Source organism: Pannonibacter sp. CBAS1226 (genome assembly GCF_055685825.1).
Genome location: NZ_JBVOUO010000002.1, coordinates 526107 through 540710, shown reverse-complemented (window position 1 = coordinate 540710; position 14604 = coordinate 526107). Strand labels below are relative to the sequence as shown.

21 protein-coding genes are annotated in these 14604 nt (G+C 64.5%); 4 read left to right on the top strand and 17 right to left on the bottom strand.

Annotated elements, in window-relative coordinates:
* Window positions 1–30: 30 nt before the first annotated feature.
* Window positions 31–663, bottom strand: coding sequence for a phage distal tail protein, Rcc01695 family (locus AC0CMF_RS09535; protein WP_374628665.1), 633 nt, complete (start codon window positions 661–663; stop codon window positions 31–33).
* A gap of 94 nt (window positions 664–757) precedes the next feature.
* Here AC0CMF_RS09535 and AC0CMF_RS09530 point away from each other — a divergent pair, with 94 nt between their 5' ends.
* The gene (locus AC0CMF_RS09530) at window positions 758–994 is read left to right on the top strand and encodes a YdcH family protein (RefSeq protein WP_050471128.1); all 237 of its coding nucleotides are present in this window, start codon (window positions 758–760) and stop codon (window positions 992–994) included.
* A gap of 99 nt (window positions 995–1093) precedes the next feature.
* Here the strand turns inward: AC0CMF_RS09530 and AC0CMF_RS09525 are convergent, their stop codons facing one another.
* The 15 genes from AC0CMF_RS09525 to AC0CMF_RS09455 all read right to left on the bottom strand — a co-directional run bounded on the left by AC0CMF_RS09525 (window position 1094) and on the right by AC0CMF_RS09455 (window position 11321).
* Window positions 1094–1675, bottom strand: coding sequence for a phage tail tape measure protein (locus AC0CMF_RS09525; RefSeq protein WP_374628664.1), 582 nt, complete (start codon window positions 1673–1675; stop codon window positions 1094–1096).
* On the bottom strand, window positions 1657–1905 hold the full coding sequence (locus tag AC0CMF_RS09520) for a phage tail assembly chaperone (protein ID WP_050471126.1): 249 nt from the start codon (window positions 1903–1905) through the stop codon (window positions 1657–1659). Before AC0CMF_RS09520 ends, AC0CMF_RS09525 begins: the two co-directional genes overlap by 19 nt.
* Window positions 1902–2252 (bottom strand): gene transfer agent family protein, encoded by a 351-nt coding sequence (locus AC0CMF_RS09515; RefSeq protein WP_374628663.1) that lies wholly within the window; start codon window positions 2250–2252, stop codon window positions 1902–1904. The genes AC0CMF_RS09520 and AC0CMF_RS09515 overlap by 4 nt, the downstream gene beginning before the upstream one ends.
* A gap of 14 nt (window positions 2253–2266) precedes the next feature.
* On the bottom strand, window positions 2267–2680 hold the full coding sequence (locus tag AC0CMF_RS09510; protein WP_374628662.1) for a phage major tail protein, TP901-1 family: 414 nt from the start codon (window positions 2678–2680) through the stop codon (window positions 2267–2269).
* Between the two features lie 31 nt (window positions 2681–2711).
* Entirely contained in the window at window positions 2712–3119 is a 408-nt protein-coding gene (locus AC0CMF_RS09505; RefSeq protein ID WP_374628661.1) for a DUF3168 domain-containing protein, read from the bottom strand.
* A complete protein-coding gene (locus AC0CMF_RS09500; protein WP_374628659.1) occupies window positions 3116–3439 on the bottom strand; it encodes a phage head closure protein in 324 nt (107 codons plus the stop codon). The genes AC0CMF_RS09505 and AC0CMF_RS09500 overlap by 4 nt, the downstream gene beginning before the upstream one ends.
* A complete protein-coding gene (locus AC0CMF_RS09495) occupies window positions 3436–4002 on the bottom strand; it encodes a head-tail connector protein (protein ID WP_374628658.1) in 567 nt (188 codons plus the stop codon). The genes AC0CMF_RS09500 and AC0CMF_RS09495 overlap by 4 nt, the downstream gene beginning before the upstream one ends.
* Before the next feature lie 111 nt (window positions 4003–4113).
* Window positions 4114–5415 (bottom strand): phage major capsid protein, encoded by a 1302-nt coding sequence (locus AC0CMF_RS09490; RefSeq protein ID WP_472481533.1) that lies wholly within the window; start codon window positions 5413–5415, stop codon window positions 4114–4116.
* Complete coding sequence (locus AC0CMF_RS09485; protein ID WP_374628656.1) at window positions 5412–5900, bottom strand: HK97 family phage prohead protease; 489 nt, start codon at window positions 5898–5900, stop codon at window positions 5412–5414. Before AC0CMF_RS09485 ends, AC0CMF_RS09490 begins: the two co-directional genes overlap by 4 nt.
* Window positions 5901–6233: 333 nt before the next feature.
* Entirely contained in the window at window positions 6234–6428 is a 195-nt protein-coding gene (locus tag AC0CMF_RS09480) for a hypothetical protein (protein WP_374628655.1), read from the bottom strand.
* Window positions 6425–7618, bottom strand: a complete 1194-nt coding sequence (locus tag AC0CMF_RS09475; protein WP_374628654.1) for a phage portal protein — start codon at window positions 7616–7618, stop codon at window positions 6425–6427. The genes AC0CMF_RS09480 and AC0CMF_RS09475 overlap by 4 nt, the downstream gene beginning before the upstream one ends.
* A gap of 87 nt (window positions 7619–7705) precedes the next feature.
* A complete protein-coding gene (locus AC0CMF_RS09470) occupies window positions 7706–8950 on the bottom strand; it encodes a DNA-packaging protein (RefSeq protein ID WP_122521159.1) in 1245 nt (414 codons plus the stop codon).
* Window positions 8931–9494: a hypothetical protein gene (locus tag AC0CMF_RS09465; protein ID WP_122519651.1), complete on the bottom strand. Its 564-nt coding sequence runs from the start codon at window positions 9492–9494 to the stop codon at window positions 8931–8933. Before AC0CMF_RS09465 ends, AC0CMF_RS09470 begins: the two co-directional genes overlap by 20 nt.
* A 350-nt stretch (window positions 9495–9844) precedes the next feature.
* Window positions 9845–10681 carry a methyl-accepting chemotaxis protein gene (locus AC0CMF_RS09460; RefSeq protein WP_374628653.1) on the bottom strand — a complete coding sequence of 279 codons (837 nt, stop codon included), beginning with the start codon at window positions 10679–10681 and terminating at the stop codon, window positions 9845–9847.
* Window positions 10638–11321, bottom strand: a complete 684-nt coding sequence (locus tag AC0CMF_RS09455; protein WP_374628652.1) for a PAS domain-containing protein — start codon at window positions 11319–11321, stop codon at window positions 10638–10640. Before AC0CMF_RS09455 ends, AC0CMF_RS09460 begins: the two co-directional genes overlap by 44 nt.
* Before the next feature lie 214 nt (window positions 11322–11535).
* Here AC0CMF_RS09455 and AC0CMF_RS09450 point away from each other — a divergent pair, with 214 nt between their 5' ends.
* The 3 genes from AC0CMF_RS09450 to AC0CMF_RS09440 all read left to right on the top strand — a co-directional run bounded on the left by AC0CMF_RS09450 (window position 11536) and on the right by AC0CMF_RS09440 (window position 13877).
* Complete coding sequence (locus tag AC0CMF_RS09450) at window positions 11536–12087, top strand: DUF3833 family protein (RefSeq protein WP_374628651.1); 552 nt, start codon at window positions 11536–11538, stop codon at window positions 12085–12087.
* 136 nt (window positions 12088–12223) lie between these two features.
* Window positions 12224–13156 (top strand): VOC family protein, encoded by a 933-nt coding sequence (locus AC0CMF_RS09445; RefSeq protein WP_122519650.1) that lies wholly within the window; start codon window positions 12224–12226, stop codon window positions 13154–13156.
* Window positions 13157–13259: 103 nt separating this feature from the next.
* Window positions 13260–13877 (top strand): alpha/beta hydrolase, encoded by a 618-nt coding sequence (locus AC0CMF_RS09440; protein WP_374628649.1) that lies wholly within the window; start codon window positions 13260–13262, stop codon window positions 13875–13877.
* A gap of 48 nt (window positions 13878–13925) precedes the next feature.
* Here the strand turns inward: AC0CMF_RS09440 and AC0CMF_RS09435 are convergent, their stop codons facing one another.
* On the bottom strand, window positions 13926–14429 hold the full coding sequence (locus AC0CMF_RS09435; protein ID WP_058900364.1) for a YcgN family cysteine cluster protein: 504 nt from the start codon (window positions 14427–14429) through the stop codon (window positions 13926–13928).
* Window positions 14430–14604: the final 175 nt, after the last annotated feature.

Sequence of the window (14604 nt, the reverse complement as noted above, 5' to 3'; positions counted from 1 at the left end):
AACGATTTCCGCGGCTTGCGGCAAAAATTCCTAGAGCCGGATTTCCACCAGCGGAATGGCCGGCGCCTCGCCTGCCTCAAAGTGCGTCAGGCTGAAATCCAGCGTATCGGTGTCAAACCGCACCGGCACATCGAACAGGAACCCCGCCCACACCCTCGCCCCGTTTGCAGGCGCGGCGGTCAGCACCACCTCACCCGTCCCGGCATCAAAACTGAACGCCGCCGGAGCCAGCGCCACACCTTCCACGCTGACCTGCAGGCTTCCGGCAACCGGCAGCGTTATACTGCGCGTATAGGAAAGATTGCCTGCCCCGTAGGTCTTCACCAACGCAAACCGGGTCCGCGATCCATCCCCCAGCCCCAGCAGACAATCTCCTGCCCCGGGCGCCCCCCCGGCCAAGGCAGAACTGTTGTCAAAGGGATCTCGGAACCGGAACCCGTAAAGCCGCCCCCGTGCCCGCTCGAAGAGCCCGGCGACCGCCCGCAGGTCCATCAGCGACCGCACGCCGGAGCCCGCATCATAGCGCCTGCGGCTGTCCGCCCATCTGGCGTTACGGGCTTCCTGACCGCTCGCCAGCTGTACCACCTCGGTCCGGCGTTCCGGCCCGCCTCTGGCACCAAAGGCCACCGGCAATGGAAAACTCTCGTCCAGAAATCCAGCCACGGCATGCTCCCCCGTGTTCTTGCGGTTTTTTGATCTTGCTCAAAGACGGTTCCGGGTCGCCCGGCCATGGTCAGCACACATAAGGAGGACCTGAATGAGCCACGTTGCCCACGAACTTCATGAGGAATTTCCGGAGGCGGCCGGGGCGCTTCACGCGTTGAAGCTGTCCAACGCCCACTTTGCGAAACTGGCCGACGATTATCATGAAGTAAACAGGGAGCTTCACAGGATCGAGAGCGGCATTGCCCCTGCGTCTGATGAAGCTACGGAAGACCTCAAGAAGAAACGCCTTCAACTGAAGGACCAGATCGCAGCCATGCTGGCTGCCTGAAGTGTACAGATGCAAGCATTGGCCGGTCCGGTACCTCACCTGACCGGCCAATGCTTCCCGGGAACACCGGCCATTGAGCCCCTCCTCTTCAAGCCGGTGTTAGAGCCCGCGCCGTCCCCGTCCGACGGCGCGGGCCACCATTGCCGAAACCTGCGCTTCCGACCTGCGGAAACTGGGCGCATCCGGCGTGGTCACGTTGACGACCACCGTTCCCCCGCCATTGCCGCTAGGTCCAGCCACCCCCAGCCGTCCGTCCGCGCCGCGCTGCAGGGGCAAAATGGCCTCTGCCCCTGCCTCCCCCATCAGCCCCAGCCCACTGCCATGATCGAAAAAGGTCGGTGAGGACACCACGCCCCCATCGGCAAACAGCGACACGCCGGAGCTGAACAGCCCGGACACACCGCTTGCAACGCTTGAGGCTGCCGAACCCAGCAGGCTGCTCACTGCACTTCCCGCCAGGTTTGTCAGCGGTGCCAGCGCGCTGGAAAGCGTCCGCGACGACAGGCTCAGAACCATCGACTTCATCACGCTGTCGAGTGACTTGCCGCTAACCACCGCCGTTCGAAGTCCGGCATTCAGCACGCGGGAGAAGTCGCCCGCTGTCCTCTGCATGTTCTGCATCTGCTGGGCCATGCGGTCGAGGTCCGCGCTCCCCGCGCCAATCAGGCTGTCGTCTGCCATCCAGTTCCTCCTTCATCCGGAAAACGCTGCATCAGCGCCTCCAGCCCACGGCGGTTGAGAGCGCCCGCTCCCCGCCGGAGGCCCAGCGCGAAGGCCAGTTCACGCGGCGTCGCGGCCCAGGTTCCGGCCGGGCTCCAGCCGAGGCGCCCCATGGCGGCATGAAGCACCGCCTCCCATGGAAACGCCCCGGCCCCGCCCGCCGCAGCCTTCTGCCCCGCGCCGCCACTCAAGGGCGCGCGGGGGCCCCTGCTGCCTCCGCTGTCTCTTCGGTGGCACCAAAGGTGATCCGCAGCAGATCCGCCGCAATCGCCGCGAAACCGGCCACGCCGCCGGGCGCCCGCATCATCGCCACCTGCTCGTCGGAAACGCTGTTGCCTGCCCCGCGCAGGCCCGCCCCCAGCACGCGGATGATGTCCCGTGCCGCCAGCCGCCCGCTGGCAAAGCGCTCCACCAGCCCCTGCAAATCCTCGCAGGCAAAGGCCGCCTCCAGTTCCGCCAGCGCGCCCAGCGTCAGCACCAGCGTCCATTCCCGCCCGTCCAGCATGGCGCTGATTTCGCCTCTCAGCCGGTTCGTCATCCCTGCCGCTCCCCTCAAAGCGCCGTAAAGGCCAGTTCGCCCGCGGACTCGAGGGCGACCTCATAGGTCACCTCCCCGTCGTGCTGCCCGGCATATTCCAGCGCCGTGATCTGGAACGGCCCCTGAAGCGTGCCGAAATCCGGGATCACCACCTGAAAGGCCCTGATCTCGCCACTGAAGAACAGCGCCCGCGCCGTCTCGTCCGCACTGGCATCACGGAAAAGGCCGGAGCCCGAGATGCTGGCACTGCGGGTGCCAGCCCCGGCCAGCAATTCACGCCAGCGCCCGGCGCTGTCCGCATTGGTGATGTCCACCGTTGCTGCATTGAGCGCGATCCTGCGGGCCCGAAGCCCCGCCAATGTCACAAAGGAATTGCCGCTGCCCGTGCCGAGCTTCAGCAAAAGGTCACGTCCACGCTGCGCCGCCATTGCGCGCTCCTTGCCGTTTGATGTGTTGCTGTCAGTCTTCCGGGCCGGTCACGGCGCGCAGGCGCAATGCCGCCCGCCAGCTCCGCCCGTCCCTCAGCCGTTCGCTGGAAGTCTCGACGGCCCGCAGGTCAGCCAGATGCCAGCCGTTCAGGCTGAGATCGGAACCGAAGAGCGCCGCTGCCGCCGCCATAACGCCCTTCACCGCCTCGTCGCGGCTGTCCGCGCGGGAATAGAGCGCCAGCACCAGTTGATGCTCCATGCCCTCGTCCGGCTCACCGGCCAAAGGCCGGGACGTGATGCTCTCCAGCGTCAGATAGGGATGCGCCGCACTACGCGGCGCCCCGTCATGCACGTGTCCCGCGCCGAGAATCAGCGTCAGGTCAGCGTCAGTGGAAAGCCGGGCAATCAGCGCGTCCCGCAGCGCCATTTCGCCGGTCATGCCTCTTCCTCCTCGCACAGGCACTGGGTCCAGCGCCGACACCCGTCCGGGTCCGCCGCCGCCAGCACCCGGTAGCTCTTCGCCCCGTCCGCAATGCGCCATCCGCCCGCAATGTCTTCGCGGTGCCGCAGGCGGATTTCATGCGTTGCCACGCCATCGGCCCGCGCATCACTCGCCCGCTCTGCCTGGCTGCGCAGCCGCACCGCCGCATGATCGACGCCCATGTCCTCAAAGCTTGTCTGCGCCGTGCCCCCGGCATCCGCCGTCCGCTCCGGCTTCCACAGCCGCACCAGACGGCGCAGATCCCCCGCCCCGCTCACAGCAGCACCAGACGATAGGTGGAAAGCAGCCGGTCCAGCGCCTGCGGCATGGTGCCGTTGCCGAACTCGACGGAGGCCTCCCGGTTCTCGTACCAATGCGCCGCCAGCAGCAGGATTGCCTGCCGCAAAGGCTCAGGCACCGACGAGCCATCAGCCCCGTATCCGGCAATGAACTCAATCTGGATCCCGTTCACCGGCTCAACCGGCCCCATTCCCGGCGCCGCCCTGAGGCTTCCCGGCTCGGAACCACGGTAGAACCGCCAGGCAGAAGAAGGCAGAGGCTGTGGCACCCCGTCCCCGTCCATCAGGCTCACCGCCAGCACGTCCTGCACCGGCCCCACCGGCAGGCGCACCGCCCTCCCAGAAGGCCACGCATCCAGCATCACCTGAAGCGTCTGCGTGATCAGCGCCCGCCGCGTCAGGGCCTCCACATGCTGGCGCGCCGCCTTGATGTAATGCTCCAGCAGGGCATCTTCCTGCGTGTGAACAAGGCGCACCTGCGCCCGCAGTTCAGCCACGCTCACCGGCTCCACCGCTGGCGGGCTCGTCACCATATGGGTCATCTTGTCCTCGGAAAATCACGCCACCCGCGCGGCCAGAAAAAGACGGGCAGAAAAAAGGCCGCCCCGGTCAGCCGGGGCGACCCATCCTCATCTCATCGGCTCAGCCTGCCCTCAGGCGGAGAACACCAGCAGCTTGATGGCCGCGAAGTCCTGCACGCCGCCGCCGACGCGCTTGGTCGTGTAGAACAGCACATAGGGCTTGGCCGAGTAGGGATCGCGCAGGATGCGCACGCCCGTGCGGTCCACCACCAGATAGCCGCGGCGGAAATCACCAAAGGCAATTGCCGCAGCACCCGTGGCAATATCCGGCATTGCCTCCGCCTCGCTGACCGGGAAGTTCAGCAGGGTTGCCGGCGCATCGGAACTCACCGGCGGCTGCCACAGGTAGTTGCCGTCAGCATCCTTCATCTTGCGCACCGCGGCCTGCGTGCGCCGGTTCATGACGAAGCGGCCGTTCTGCCGGTAGCCGCTCTTCAGCGCATAGACGAGGTCGATCAGCTTGTCCGCCGGGCTGGTGGCGGCAAAGGCGGCATTGACACCGGTGTTGAGCGTTCCGAGCGAGCCCCAGGCCCAGGCACTGTCCGCAAGCCGCGGCACCGAGAGGAAGCCAACCGGCTTGTTCACCCCGTCGCCATTGACAAAGGCCGCGCCCTCCTGCTCTGCAAAGGCGGTTTCCACCTCCTCGGCAAGCCACTCATCCACATTCACCGCCGCATCCTCCAGCAGCGAGGCGGTGGCCGCCGGCATGGCGTAAAGCTCCATCGCCGGGAAGGTCAGTTCTGCCAGCGCCGGAGCGGCCGTCTGCGGCCGCGCTGCGGTCTCGCCCACCCAGCCGGTCTGCGGGCCGGAGATGGCGAAGGGCTTCTTGAACACACTCGACGAGACCTGCCGGTTGCCCGCAATCGCACGGATCGGAGAGACTGCCGCAAGGCGGCTCAGGATGCCCGCTTCCGTCTCTTCCGGCACCAGATAGCCGCCATCAGGATCCGAGCCGATGGACATGGCCTTCACCTCCAGCGGCCGCAGCCCCTCCTCGCGGCCGGAGCGCATGTAACCCTCGAAGGCGGTCTTGTGCTCCAGCACCTGTGTGCTGCCTTCAAAGCTCTTGTGGCTCAGCTCCGGGCGGCGGCTCTTCAGCGACAGCTCGTCAAGGCGGCGGCGGGTGGCATCCAGCGCCGTATCCAGCCGGTCCAGCCGCTCCAGCGTCAGCACATCGGCCGAACCGCGCCGCTCGATATCCGAAAGCCGCTCCTCATTGGCCTCGCGGTAGGCCGCGAAGGCCGCATACATCTCGTTCAGCGGATGCTCGCCGGAAACGGACGGAGCAGCGCCCGCCTTGGTCTCGTAGGGCGGCAGGCTCTTGGTCGCAAGGCCATGATCCACCGTCATGCCGTTCATCTCGCAATCCATCATGCGTCTCCAGTTGCAGAAGAGGACAGAGACGGCACGGGCTTCAGCCGCGCCGCATCCAGCAGCGGAAAGGTCACCAGCGACACTTCCCAAAGATCGATCTCGGCCAGCCGCCGCAGCGCGCCGCCTGCCATTTTCTGGGCCTTGATCGCCCGGAACCCGATGGAGAGCCCATCCAGAGCCCCCGCCGTGATCAGCAGCGCCGCCTCCCGCCCAAGTTCCAGCCCGGTCAGCAGCCGCCCGGCCACATAAAGGCCCAGTTGGTCCTCCTCGATCCGGTCCCAGATGCCGATGGGGCGCGACGGGTCATGCTGCCAGAGCATGCGGACGCCGGAGGCGCCCCGGCGGCCCAGCGCGGTCCGGAAGGCCCCCTTGGCCACCACATCGCCGCCGCCATCCCTCAGATTGAACAGGCTGGCATAGCCCGCGATCCGCAAGGCGGGCTCACCGGCAGAAGCCGCCGCCAGGCGCTTGACGCCAGCCTTCATGAGGCCCTCCCGTCACCGGTCCGCTCTCCAGCCCCGGCCAGCTGCGCCAGACGGCAGACAAAGGCTGCAAAAACAAAGCGATGGCAGCGGTTACCCGTGTGTTTGGGCAAGCGTGAGCCCTCGCGGCGGGCATCCGGCGCCCGCCCTCGCAAAAATCCCAGCAATGTCATGAGGTTCTTCCCTCTTCTGTCCGGTCTGATTCCGGACGAGGCTTTTCTGACGTAACGTCAGAATCTTCACATCCTAAGTCCGGAATACCGTGCCGGCCAATTTCACCAGACGTCAGAATGAAGCCCGTTCCATGAGTCATTCCAACGCTCTGCCTACATCCGCTCAACCCGCATCACGGTCGTTGAAGATCTGATTCAAGCGGTCGATCTCATCAACGAAGTCACCGAAACGCCGGTTGCAGGCCGCCAGCTCCTTCAGCAGCGCAACGGCCAGTGCCGAGGCGGAGGCCGCCCAGAGAAACAGCGCCAGATGCGCCAGGTCGCCCCGTTCGACGACGGCCTGCGTCACGCCGCTCATGCCCCGGCCTCGCCGCCTTCCGTGCCATAGCCGACCGCCTGCCGCTTCTCGTCCCGGCTCAGGAAGTCCGCTTCCCCCACCCGCCGCCACAGCGCCTCGCGCTCGGTAGACAAGGCATCGATGGCATCCATATCCGGCTCCAGCCTCAGCCCCTCGCCGAAGGCAGGCGCCAGCCAGGCTGAAAAGCTCAGTGCGGTCCTGCGCACCATCGGCAGCACGCTCTGCCGCCAGAAGGCCCGGTTGGCTTCCTGATAGTTGGCGAAGGTGTTGTCGCCCGGAATGCCGATCAGCATCGGCGGCACGCCGAAGGCCAGCGCGATCTCCCGCGCCGCCTCGCGCTTGGCCTCGATGAAGTCCATGTCCTTCGGCGTCAGTCCCATGGGCCGCCAGTCGAGCCCGCCTTCCAGCAACAGCGGGCGCCCCGCATTGCGCGCACCCTGATAGCCCGCCTCCAACTCCGCCTTCAGCCGCTCGAACTGGTCCGCCGAGAGGTTCACTCCCTCCCCCGCCCCATAGACCAGCGCGCCGGAGGGCCGCGCCGCATTGTCCAGCAGCGCCTTGTTCCAGCCCGATGCCGCATTGTGGATGTCGAGGCTCACCTGCGCCGCCTCGATGGGGGCGAAACCATAGTGATCCGACAGCGGATGGAACAGCTTCAGCTGGCGCACCTGAGCCGGTTCGCCCGCATTCCCTGCCTCTCCGGACAGGCGCACGGTCTTCGCCCCGTTGCTGTAGTCAAAGGCCGAAGGCCAGCCATCCGCTCCCGGCACCACCTTCACCCTGTCCGGCCGCAGCGCATGCAACTCGCGGGGGCTGCCGTCCAGCGGCACCTGCTCCACATAGGCATTGCCCGCCGTCAGCAGATGACCATAGACCTGTTCGAGGAAATCCGGCCCGCTCTGTCCCGGATTGGGCCGCCCCAGAAGCGCGAGCAGCGGATGGCGCACCAGCTCCTCTTCTCCCTCGAACAGCAGCAGCGGCACACTCGCCGCCGCCTCGCTCACCATGCGGATCACCCGGTAGACCACCGGGTTCCGGCAATAACCTTCGCGGGACAGGGCGCCATAGTCACGCGGGCTCCAGACGGGCCGCCCCGCCGTCTGCCAGGCGATCACCGGCGCCGTTCTTGAAGCTTTCTCTTCAACTGCAGGCGCCTTGCGAAAAGAGTCCAGAAGCCGTCCCAAGTTCATGATTTCAGACTCCTTTTTGCGCCGTCTTCACGTGGTAAATCAGCGTCTTGAGACTGTGATTCAGTGCAGGAGAATTCGAGCGGAGGATCAAAGCTGGCGCAGGCGCGGCTCTGCCCGCCCGCTCATCAGCAACTCCGTCAGCGCCCAGACCAGCGCATCCATCCGGTCCGGCGAACGCCCGCTGGAAAGACCCGAAGACCCAAAGTCGGCCATCTCGTCTTCCAGCTCCGGCATGGTGCCAACGTGGTGCACCCGCCCCTGCTCGTAGAAAAGCGCTACCGGCTCGGCCCGCGCAAACTTGCCCCGGCTCGCGCGGACAGACTTCACCGGCACCGTGGGATCAGCCGCATGGATCACCTCCCGCACCATGTCACCGCCCTGGTTCACCTCCGCCACAAGGCAGTCCGCCTCATGGTGATGCCACAGAGCCACCGCCTTCGCCGCCCAGTCAGAGGGGCGCGCCTGTGCCATGCTGTGATCCCCCAGCACATAGGCCTGCCCGGCATCCGTAATCCCCGCCACCACCAGCCCGCAGGCGTCCGACCGCTTGGTCGCACTGGCAGGCGGATCGATGGCTATGACGATGCGGGTGAAACTTTCCGGCGCCCGGCTCACCCGGCAGGCCTCCAGCAGGTCCCGCCGCCACAGCGCACCGGGCCGGTCCTCGATCAGCTCACCGTCCAGCTCCTGTCGCCCCAGCCGCGTGCCCGCATAACGGGCCACCACCTGCTCCAGAAATCCCGGCGCCAGAAACAGCGCATTGTCCCGCGTCCCCGCCCGGCTCAGCACCGTTGTCGGCATCTCCATGATGCGCTTCAGCAGCGGCACCGCGCGCGGTGTCGTCGTCACCAGCTGCCGGGGCCGCAGCCCCAGTCTCAATCCGAATTGCAGCATGTCGAAAGTCTCCTCGCCGTGGCGCCACTTGGCCAGTTCATCGGCCCAGGCGATGTCAAATTGCGGCCCGCGCAGGGCCTCCGGGTCTTCCGAGGAAAAGGCCTGTGCAATGGAGCCATTCGGCCACTCCAGCCGCCTGCGGCTGGCATTCCACTGCGGCCGCTCCGCCTTGGGGTGAATGGCGAGCAGGCCCGAGACGCCCTCGATCATCACCTCCCGCACGTCGCCATAGGTTTCCCCCACCAGCGCAATCCGGCCAGCCGGGCCGTGCGGCGCGCACCAGCGGTGCCCCAGCGCCATCGCCCGCACCCATTCGGCCCCGGCCCGCGTCTTGCCCGCACCGCGCCCGCCCATCATCAGCCAGATGCCCCAGTCCCCTTCGGGCGGCAGCTGGTGCTCATGGGCGAAGGTCGGCCAGTCATGCAGCAGAAACGCCATCTCCGCCGGGGTCAGGCTGTCCAGCACCGTGCCGATCCGCCCCGCCGTCCGGCAGGCTGCCAAGGCGGCGCGCAAGTTCCTCGCGCATCTGTTCGGGATCGCCTGTCTCATCCGCCTCCCCGCTCTGGTCCCTGTGCAATTCCAGCAGCGTGTCGAGCGTGCGGGCCAGGCTCGCCAGTGTCTTGGCCCCCTGATCCATCTCGGTCAGCTTCAGCTCGCCCTTGGCCAGCCCCGCCAGCCGCTCTTCCAGCTGCGCCACCTGCGCTTCGAAGGCCCGGTAGAGCCGGACCACCATCACGCCCCGCGCTTCCGGCCCCGCCGCCGCAAAAGCCGCCGCATCCAGCGAAGGCACCACAGTCTCCGCCGCGCCCTTCGCCGTCCGCCTGCGCCGTACCGGTGCCTTGGGCACCGCCTCAACTTTCAGCTCTTCCCCGACTGCCTCAGCTGGAGAAGCCGCCGCCTTGCGGCTGCGCGTGCCCTTGCGCGCTGCAGGCACACGTGTCCCGTCCCTGCCCGGCCCTTCCACCGCTGCATCCCCTGTCATCCCGTCGTCTCCGGAGTGTTCAAAACGCGCCTGCAGCGCTCACAGGCAAACCGCCTGCACCAGTCTCATAAGCCGGTGCAGGCCGCAGCCTGCCCAGGCTCATTCCAGCTCAAACAAAAAGCGGGCCAACCAGCCCTCGCTGGCGCCCGCCAAAATCGTCATCCGAATTCTATCCCTCACCGGTCCATGTCAGCCTAAACTGCCGCCAGAACCAATTGTGCGCCGCAGCCGCACTTTTCGGATCATGACAAAACCCTACCCAAACAGCGTGCGGGTGTCAAGGATTATTTTCCTATTCCATTGCAAGAAAAAACCGGCCCAGATTCGGGCCGGTTTCAAATCTCTGCGCCTCAGGCAATCCGGCGCGACATTTCCCGCACTTCAGACGTCGCCTGCGCAATACGCTCCGAGGAGTTGCTGATATCGCCCATGCTGGATGTGATCGACTGCACTCCCGTGGAGGCCGCCTGCATGTTGTGCGAAATATCCCGTGTCACGGCCGTCTGCTCTTCCACGGCCGCTGCGATCGTGGACGAAATGGTCCGGATGCTCTCGATCGTCGCCAGGATGGAACCAATTGCCTCCCCGGCGCGGTCCGCTGAGCTTTGCACCGAGGCAATCTGTGCCGCAATGTCCTCCGTCGCCTTGCTGGTCTGGGACGCGAGGTTCTTCACTTCCGACGCCACCACCGCAAAGCCCTTGCCTGCTTCACCGGCGCGCGCCGCTTCAATGGTGGCGTTGAGGGCCAAGAGGTTGGTCTGACCGGCAATCGCCTCGATCAGTTCCAGAACCTCGCCGATTTTCTGCGAATTGGCATTCAGCCCTTCCATGATCTGGCGGGACTGGGCAGCCTCTTCGGCCGCCTGCGCAGAAATTCCGCTGGCCTGATTCACCTGCCGGCTGATTTCGGCAATCGAAGCCACCAGTTCCTCGGAGGCTGCAGCAACCGTCTGAACATTGTCGGATGTGTTTGTGGACGCAGCCGAAACCTCACGGATCTGTTCATTGGCGATATCCACTTCACCGGCGATATTCGCCAGCTCGGCGACGATCTGCCTCTGAATCTCCTCGCGCGCCATTCGCTGGCGCACCGATTCAGTCCGGTCAACGGCGAACTTGATCACCTTCACAACACGCCCGGCTTCATCGAAAACAGGATTGTAGCTGGCGGCGATGTAGACATCCACGCCCCCCCTTGCCAAGGCGGTGGAAATCGCCAGCCTGGAACTTTCCCTGGCGCAGATTTTCCCAGAATGCCCGGTAGTCTGCACTCTTCACCCCTTCCGGAGGCATGAACATGCTGTGATGGCGCCCCTTGATCTCGTCCAGGCGGTAGCCGACCGTTTTCAGGAAGTTCTCGTTGGCCTCGACGATCGTGCCATCCGGCTCAAATTCAATAATAGCGTTCGAGCGGTTGATGGCCGATAGTTTGCTGGCGGTTTCGAGTGCATTACGCTTGGCGGCCGTTATATCAGCAGCCACCTTGATGACACCGGTCACCCTGCCTCCACGCCCGATGATCGGGTTGTAGGATGCCTGGATCCACACATCGCGGCCGCCCTTGGCAATGCGCCGGAACTCCCGCGACGACCATTTGCCAGCCGCCAGATCCCGCCAGAACTCCTTGTAGGCGGGCGTGTTCACCTCCTCAGCAGGAACGAACATGCTGTGGTGCTTCCCGGTGATCTCAGCCAGCGTATATCCTAAGACATCCAGAAAATTCTGGTTTGCCGTAACGATCCGCCCTTCAGTGTCAAACTCGATAATGGCTTGCGAGCGCCCGATTGCGTCGAGTTTGGATTTGGAAAGCGACATATGCATAAGCATCGAAAGCACCTCAGAAAGCGGCCTCATAACCCACGAGACGCAGAACGGCTGCATGCGGGTAGCCGTTCAAAAATCCCACTAAAAACTTAACGAACTCCTGAACGGCAAATACAACCCTCTCAGCACAACTACGTAAACTTAAAAAAAAGAATGCAAATCAGAGATCCAAAGCCAAATCCCGCGCGTACGTAAACCCTGAGAAGGAGAACTGCGAATGAAATTCAGGGTTGAGTTATTTTTAACCAGGAAGTTAAAGTCATTTTTTCTAGTGATTTTCGCCCTGATAATTTCGACAATATCATGGACGAATTTTGCAAGCGCAAGTCAACGGCTCGTCCTTGAAGACTACTTCCGCGGCACCACCACCGCCCACGGAGTTTTCGAAAGCAGGATCGCCGGCGTGCGTCGCGAATTCACCGTCAAGCTCACCGGCACATGGGATCCCAGGACCTTCACCCTCCGCCTGCGCGAGGACTTCGTCTATGACGATGGCGAGAAGGACACCAAGATCTGGTTTTTCCAGAAAGTCGCAGAAGACCGCTACATCGGCCAGCGCTCCGATGTTCTGACCCCGGTCAACATCGGCTATCAGGGCGATAGCATCGTCTTCACCTATCCGGTCGAAGTGCCCTTGAAGGACGGCAGTGTCGCTCTGCGTTTCTATGACACGCTCACCCAGACCGGCCCCCGCACGGTCCGCAATACGGCCACCGTCATGAAATACGGTATCATCGTGGGAACTGTTGACCTGACTTTCACAAAGTAAGGCTGGCTCACAGCAACTGTTCACATATACTGAACATCAGTCGAAGTCTGGACCGGCTAATCAGATCGCTGTTCACCACCTATGTTCACTCCAGAACGAAGGCGCGGCCCCGCCGCGCCAGATCAGGAGATAGGAAATGATCACGCAGATCAAAGGCCTGCACCATGTCACGTCGATTGCTGACGATGCTGTGGCGAACAATGCGTTCTTCACCCGCGTGCTCGGCCTGCGCCGCGTGAAGAAGACGGTCAACTTCGATGCGCCCGATGTCTATCATCTCTACTATGGTGACGAGACCGGTTCCGCCGGCACGGTGATGACCTACTTCCCCTTCCCAGGTGCCCGTCAGGGCCGCCCGGGCACGGGGGAAGTCGGCACCACGCTCTTCTCCGTCCCGAAAGACTCTCTCGGCTTCTGGCAGACGCGGCTTGCCGGCGCCGGGGCGGCCGGACTTGTCGAAGACACGGCTTTCGGCCAGAAGCGCCTGCATTTCTTCGGCCCCGACAACGATGCCTTCGCGCTTGTTGAAGTGGACGGAGACGCCCGCGCGCCCTGGACGGCGGGCGGCGTCCCGGAAGATGCGGCCATCCGCGGCTTCCACTCCACCAGCCTGCGCCTCCGCGATGATGGTGCAACGGCGGAACTGCTCGGCTTCATGGGCTATGAACTGGCAGACTCCGCAGATGGCGTGAAGCGTTTCGCGGTGCCCGGCGGCAATGGCGCCCATGTCATCGATGTGGAAACCATGCCCTCGATTGCCCCGGCCGTCTCCGGTGCCGGTTCCGTCCACCACATCGCCTTCGCGGTGGAGGACCGGGCCGCCCAGCTTGAGGTCCGCAAGGCCCTCATGGACACGGGCTATCAGGTCACCCCGGTGATCGACCGCGACTACTTCTACGCGATCTATTTCCGCACGCCCGGCGGCGTGCTGTTCGAGATTGCCACCAATGAACCGGGCTTCAACCGGGATGAGGACACGGCCCATCTGGGCGAAGCACTCAAGCTTCCCACCCAGCATGCCCACCTGCGCCCTTATCTGGAAAAGCAGTTGGTTTCACTGGAAGGCTGAAATTCTTTCCCGGTGGGCACGTCTCACCGGGAAAGAATCAAGCCCGAGCGGCGTCTGAGCCTGTTCAAGGCCTGATGCGTCAGCATCGAAAGACTTGGTAGATATGACCACAGCACCCTACACCACATACGAGCGCCCTGCCCCCGGCGGGGCGCCAGCTCCCCTCGTCCTCGCCTTTCATGGCACGGGCGGGGATGAGCACCAGTTTGCGGGGCTTTCGGCAGAGATTTTTCCGCAGGCCGCGCTCCTCAACCCCAGAGGCGATGTCTCGGAAGGCGGCGCCCTGCGCTTCTTCCGCCGCACCGGCGAAGGCGTCTATGACATGGCGGACCTTGCGGCCCGCACGGACCGGATGGCAGCCTTCATCGCGGACCAGACGGCGCGTCTCGCCCCATCAAAGGTCTTCGCCTATGGCTATTCCAACGGCGCCAACATTCTGGCGAGCGTTGCGTTCCAGCGGCCGGAACTCTTCAGCGCCATTGCGCTGCTGCATCCGCTCATTCCCTTCACACCGAAGGAGAATGCGGGCCTCCCCGGCCTGCCGGTCCTGATCACCGCCGGGCGGCGTGACCCGATCTGCCCCGCGCCTCTCACCCAGTCGCTGGCGGACTGGTTCACGGGCCAGACAGCGGATGTGGAACTGGTGTGGCACGATGGCGGCCACGAACTGCGCCAGGGCGAAATACAGGCGCTCGCCGCCTTCGCCAGCTCTCATCTGTGACCAAAACCCGCCGGACGGCACCCGCAAGGTGCTGTCCGGCGGCACGTTTCAGGCCTTCTGCGCGGGCCTTTCAAGTGCCTCTTCCGGCCATTCCTCCGGCCAGCTGACCACATGGTTCTCGTAGTCCTCGATCTCGATCCCCGCTTCCGTCACCGTGCGGCCGGATACGGAGATGCCTGCCAGATGCACCGTCTCCGGCGAGCCCGAGATCAGCGGATGCCACCAGGCCAGATCCTCCCCGTCCCGCACCAGGCGGTAGGCACAGGTTGGCGGCAGCCATGTCAGCGTCCGCACTTCAGCCGGCGTCAGCTGGATGCAATCAGGCACGGTATCGGTCCGGTTCGCATAGTCGCGGCAACGGCACGTGGTGCCATCCAGCAGCTCGCAGGCCACATCCGTCCACACGATTGCCCCCGTGTCCCAATCCTCCAGCTTGTTCAGGCAGCAGCGGGCACAGCCGTCGCACAGCGATTCCCATTCGGTCTGCGTCATCTCCTCCAGAGTTTTTGTCTTCCAGAAGGGCGCATTTCCCGGGTTTTCCGCTTCGGTCATTGATTTCATGTTCGCTTTCGGCTTCCCTTGCGGGACAGGGTATGTCACTCGATAGTTTCCTTATCACCATCTGCAGGGCACAGGTAGCTTGCGGTGACGTCGGACCAACACAACGGCAACGGAAGCCCGCCGGAGAACGGCAGCAAACCGGATATGGACAGCCCTTCTGAGGCTG

Excerpts from the sequence above, each read along its gene's own strand:
- AC0CMF_RS09530 (WP_050471128.1), top strand. The coding sequence starts at position 758 with ATGAGCCACGTTGCCCACGAACTTCATGAGGAATTTCCGGAGGCGGCC.
- AC0CMF_RS09525 (WP_374628664.1), bottom strand. The coding sequence starts at position 1,675 with ATGGCAGACGACAGCCTGATTGGCGCGGGGAGCGCGGACCTCGACCGC.
- AC0CMF_RS09515 (WP_374628663.1), bottom strand. The coding sequence starts at position 2,252 with ATGACGAACCGGCTGAGAGGCGAAATCAGCGCCATGCTGGACGGGCGG.
- AC0CMF_RS09510 (WP_374628662.1), bottom strand. The coding sequence starts at position 2,680 with ATGGCGGCGCAGCGTGGACGTGACCTTTTGCTGAAGCTCGGCACGGGC.
- AC0CMF_RS09505 (WP_374628661.1), bottom strand. The coding sequence starts at position 3,119 with ATGACCGGCGAAATGGCGCTGCGGGACGCGCTGATTGCCCGGCTTTCC.
- AC0CMF_RS09495 (WP_374628658.1), bottom strand. The coding sequence starts at position 4,002 with ATGACCCATATGGTGACGAGCCCGCCAGCGGTGGAGCCGGTGAGCGTG.
- AC0CMF_RS09490 (WP_472481533.1), bottom strand. The coding sequence starts at position 5,415 with ATGATGGATTGCGAGATGAACGGCATGACGGTGGATCATGGCCTTGCG.
- AC0CMF_RS09485 (WP_374628656.1), bottom strand. The coding sequence starts at position 5,900 with ATGAAGGCTGGCGTCAAGCGCCTGGCGGCGGCTTCTGCCGGTGAGCCC.
- AC0CMF_RS09480 (WP_374628655.1), bottom strand. The coding sequence starts at position 6,428 with ATGAGCGGCGTGACGCAGGCCGTCGTCGAACGGGGCGACCTGGCGCAT.
- AC0CMF_RS09475 (WP_374628654.1), bottom strand. The coding sequence starts at position 7,618 with ATGAACTTGGGACGGCTTCTGGACTCTTTTCGCAAGGCGCCTGCAGTT.
- AC0CMF_RS09470 (WP_122521159.1), bottom strand. The coding sequence starts at position 8,950 with ATGGCGTTTCTGCTGCATGACTGGCCGACCTTCGCCCATGAGCACCAG.
- AC0CMF_RS09465 (WP_122519651.1), bottom strand. The coding sequence starts at position 9,494 with ATGACAGGGGATGCAGCGGTGGAAGGGCCGGGCAGGGACGGGACACGT.
- AC0CMF_RS09455 (WP_374628652.1), bottom strand. The coding sequence starts at position 11,321 with ATGCTTATGCATATGTCGCTTTCCAAATCCAAACTCGACGCAATCGGG.
- AC0CMF_RS09450 (WP_374628651.1), top strand. The coding sequence starts at position 11,536 with ATGAAATTCAGGGTTGAGTTATTTTTAACCAGGAAGTTAAAGTCATTT.
- AC0CMF_RS09445 (WP_122519650.1), top strand. The coding sequence starts at position 12,224 with ATGATCACGCAGATCAAAGGCCTGCACCATGTCACGTCGATTGCTGAC.
- AC0CMF_RS09440 (WP_374628649.1), top strand. The coding sequence starts at position 13,260 with ATGACCACAGCACCCTACACCACATACGAGCGCCCTGCCCCCGGCGGG.
- AC0CMF_RS09435 (WP_058900364.1), bottom strand. The coding sequence starts at position 14,429 with ATGACCGAAGCGGAAAACCCGGGAAATGCGCCCTTCTGGAAGACAAAA.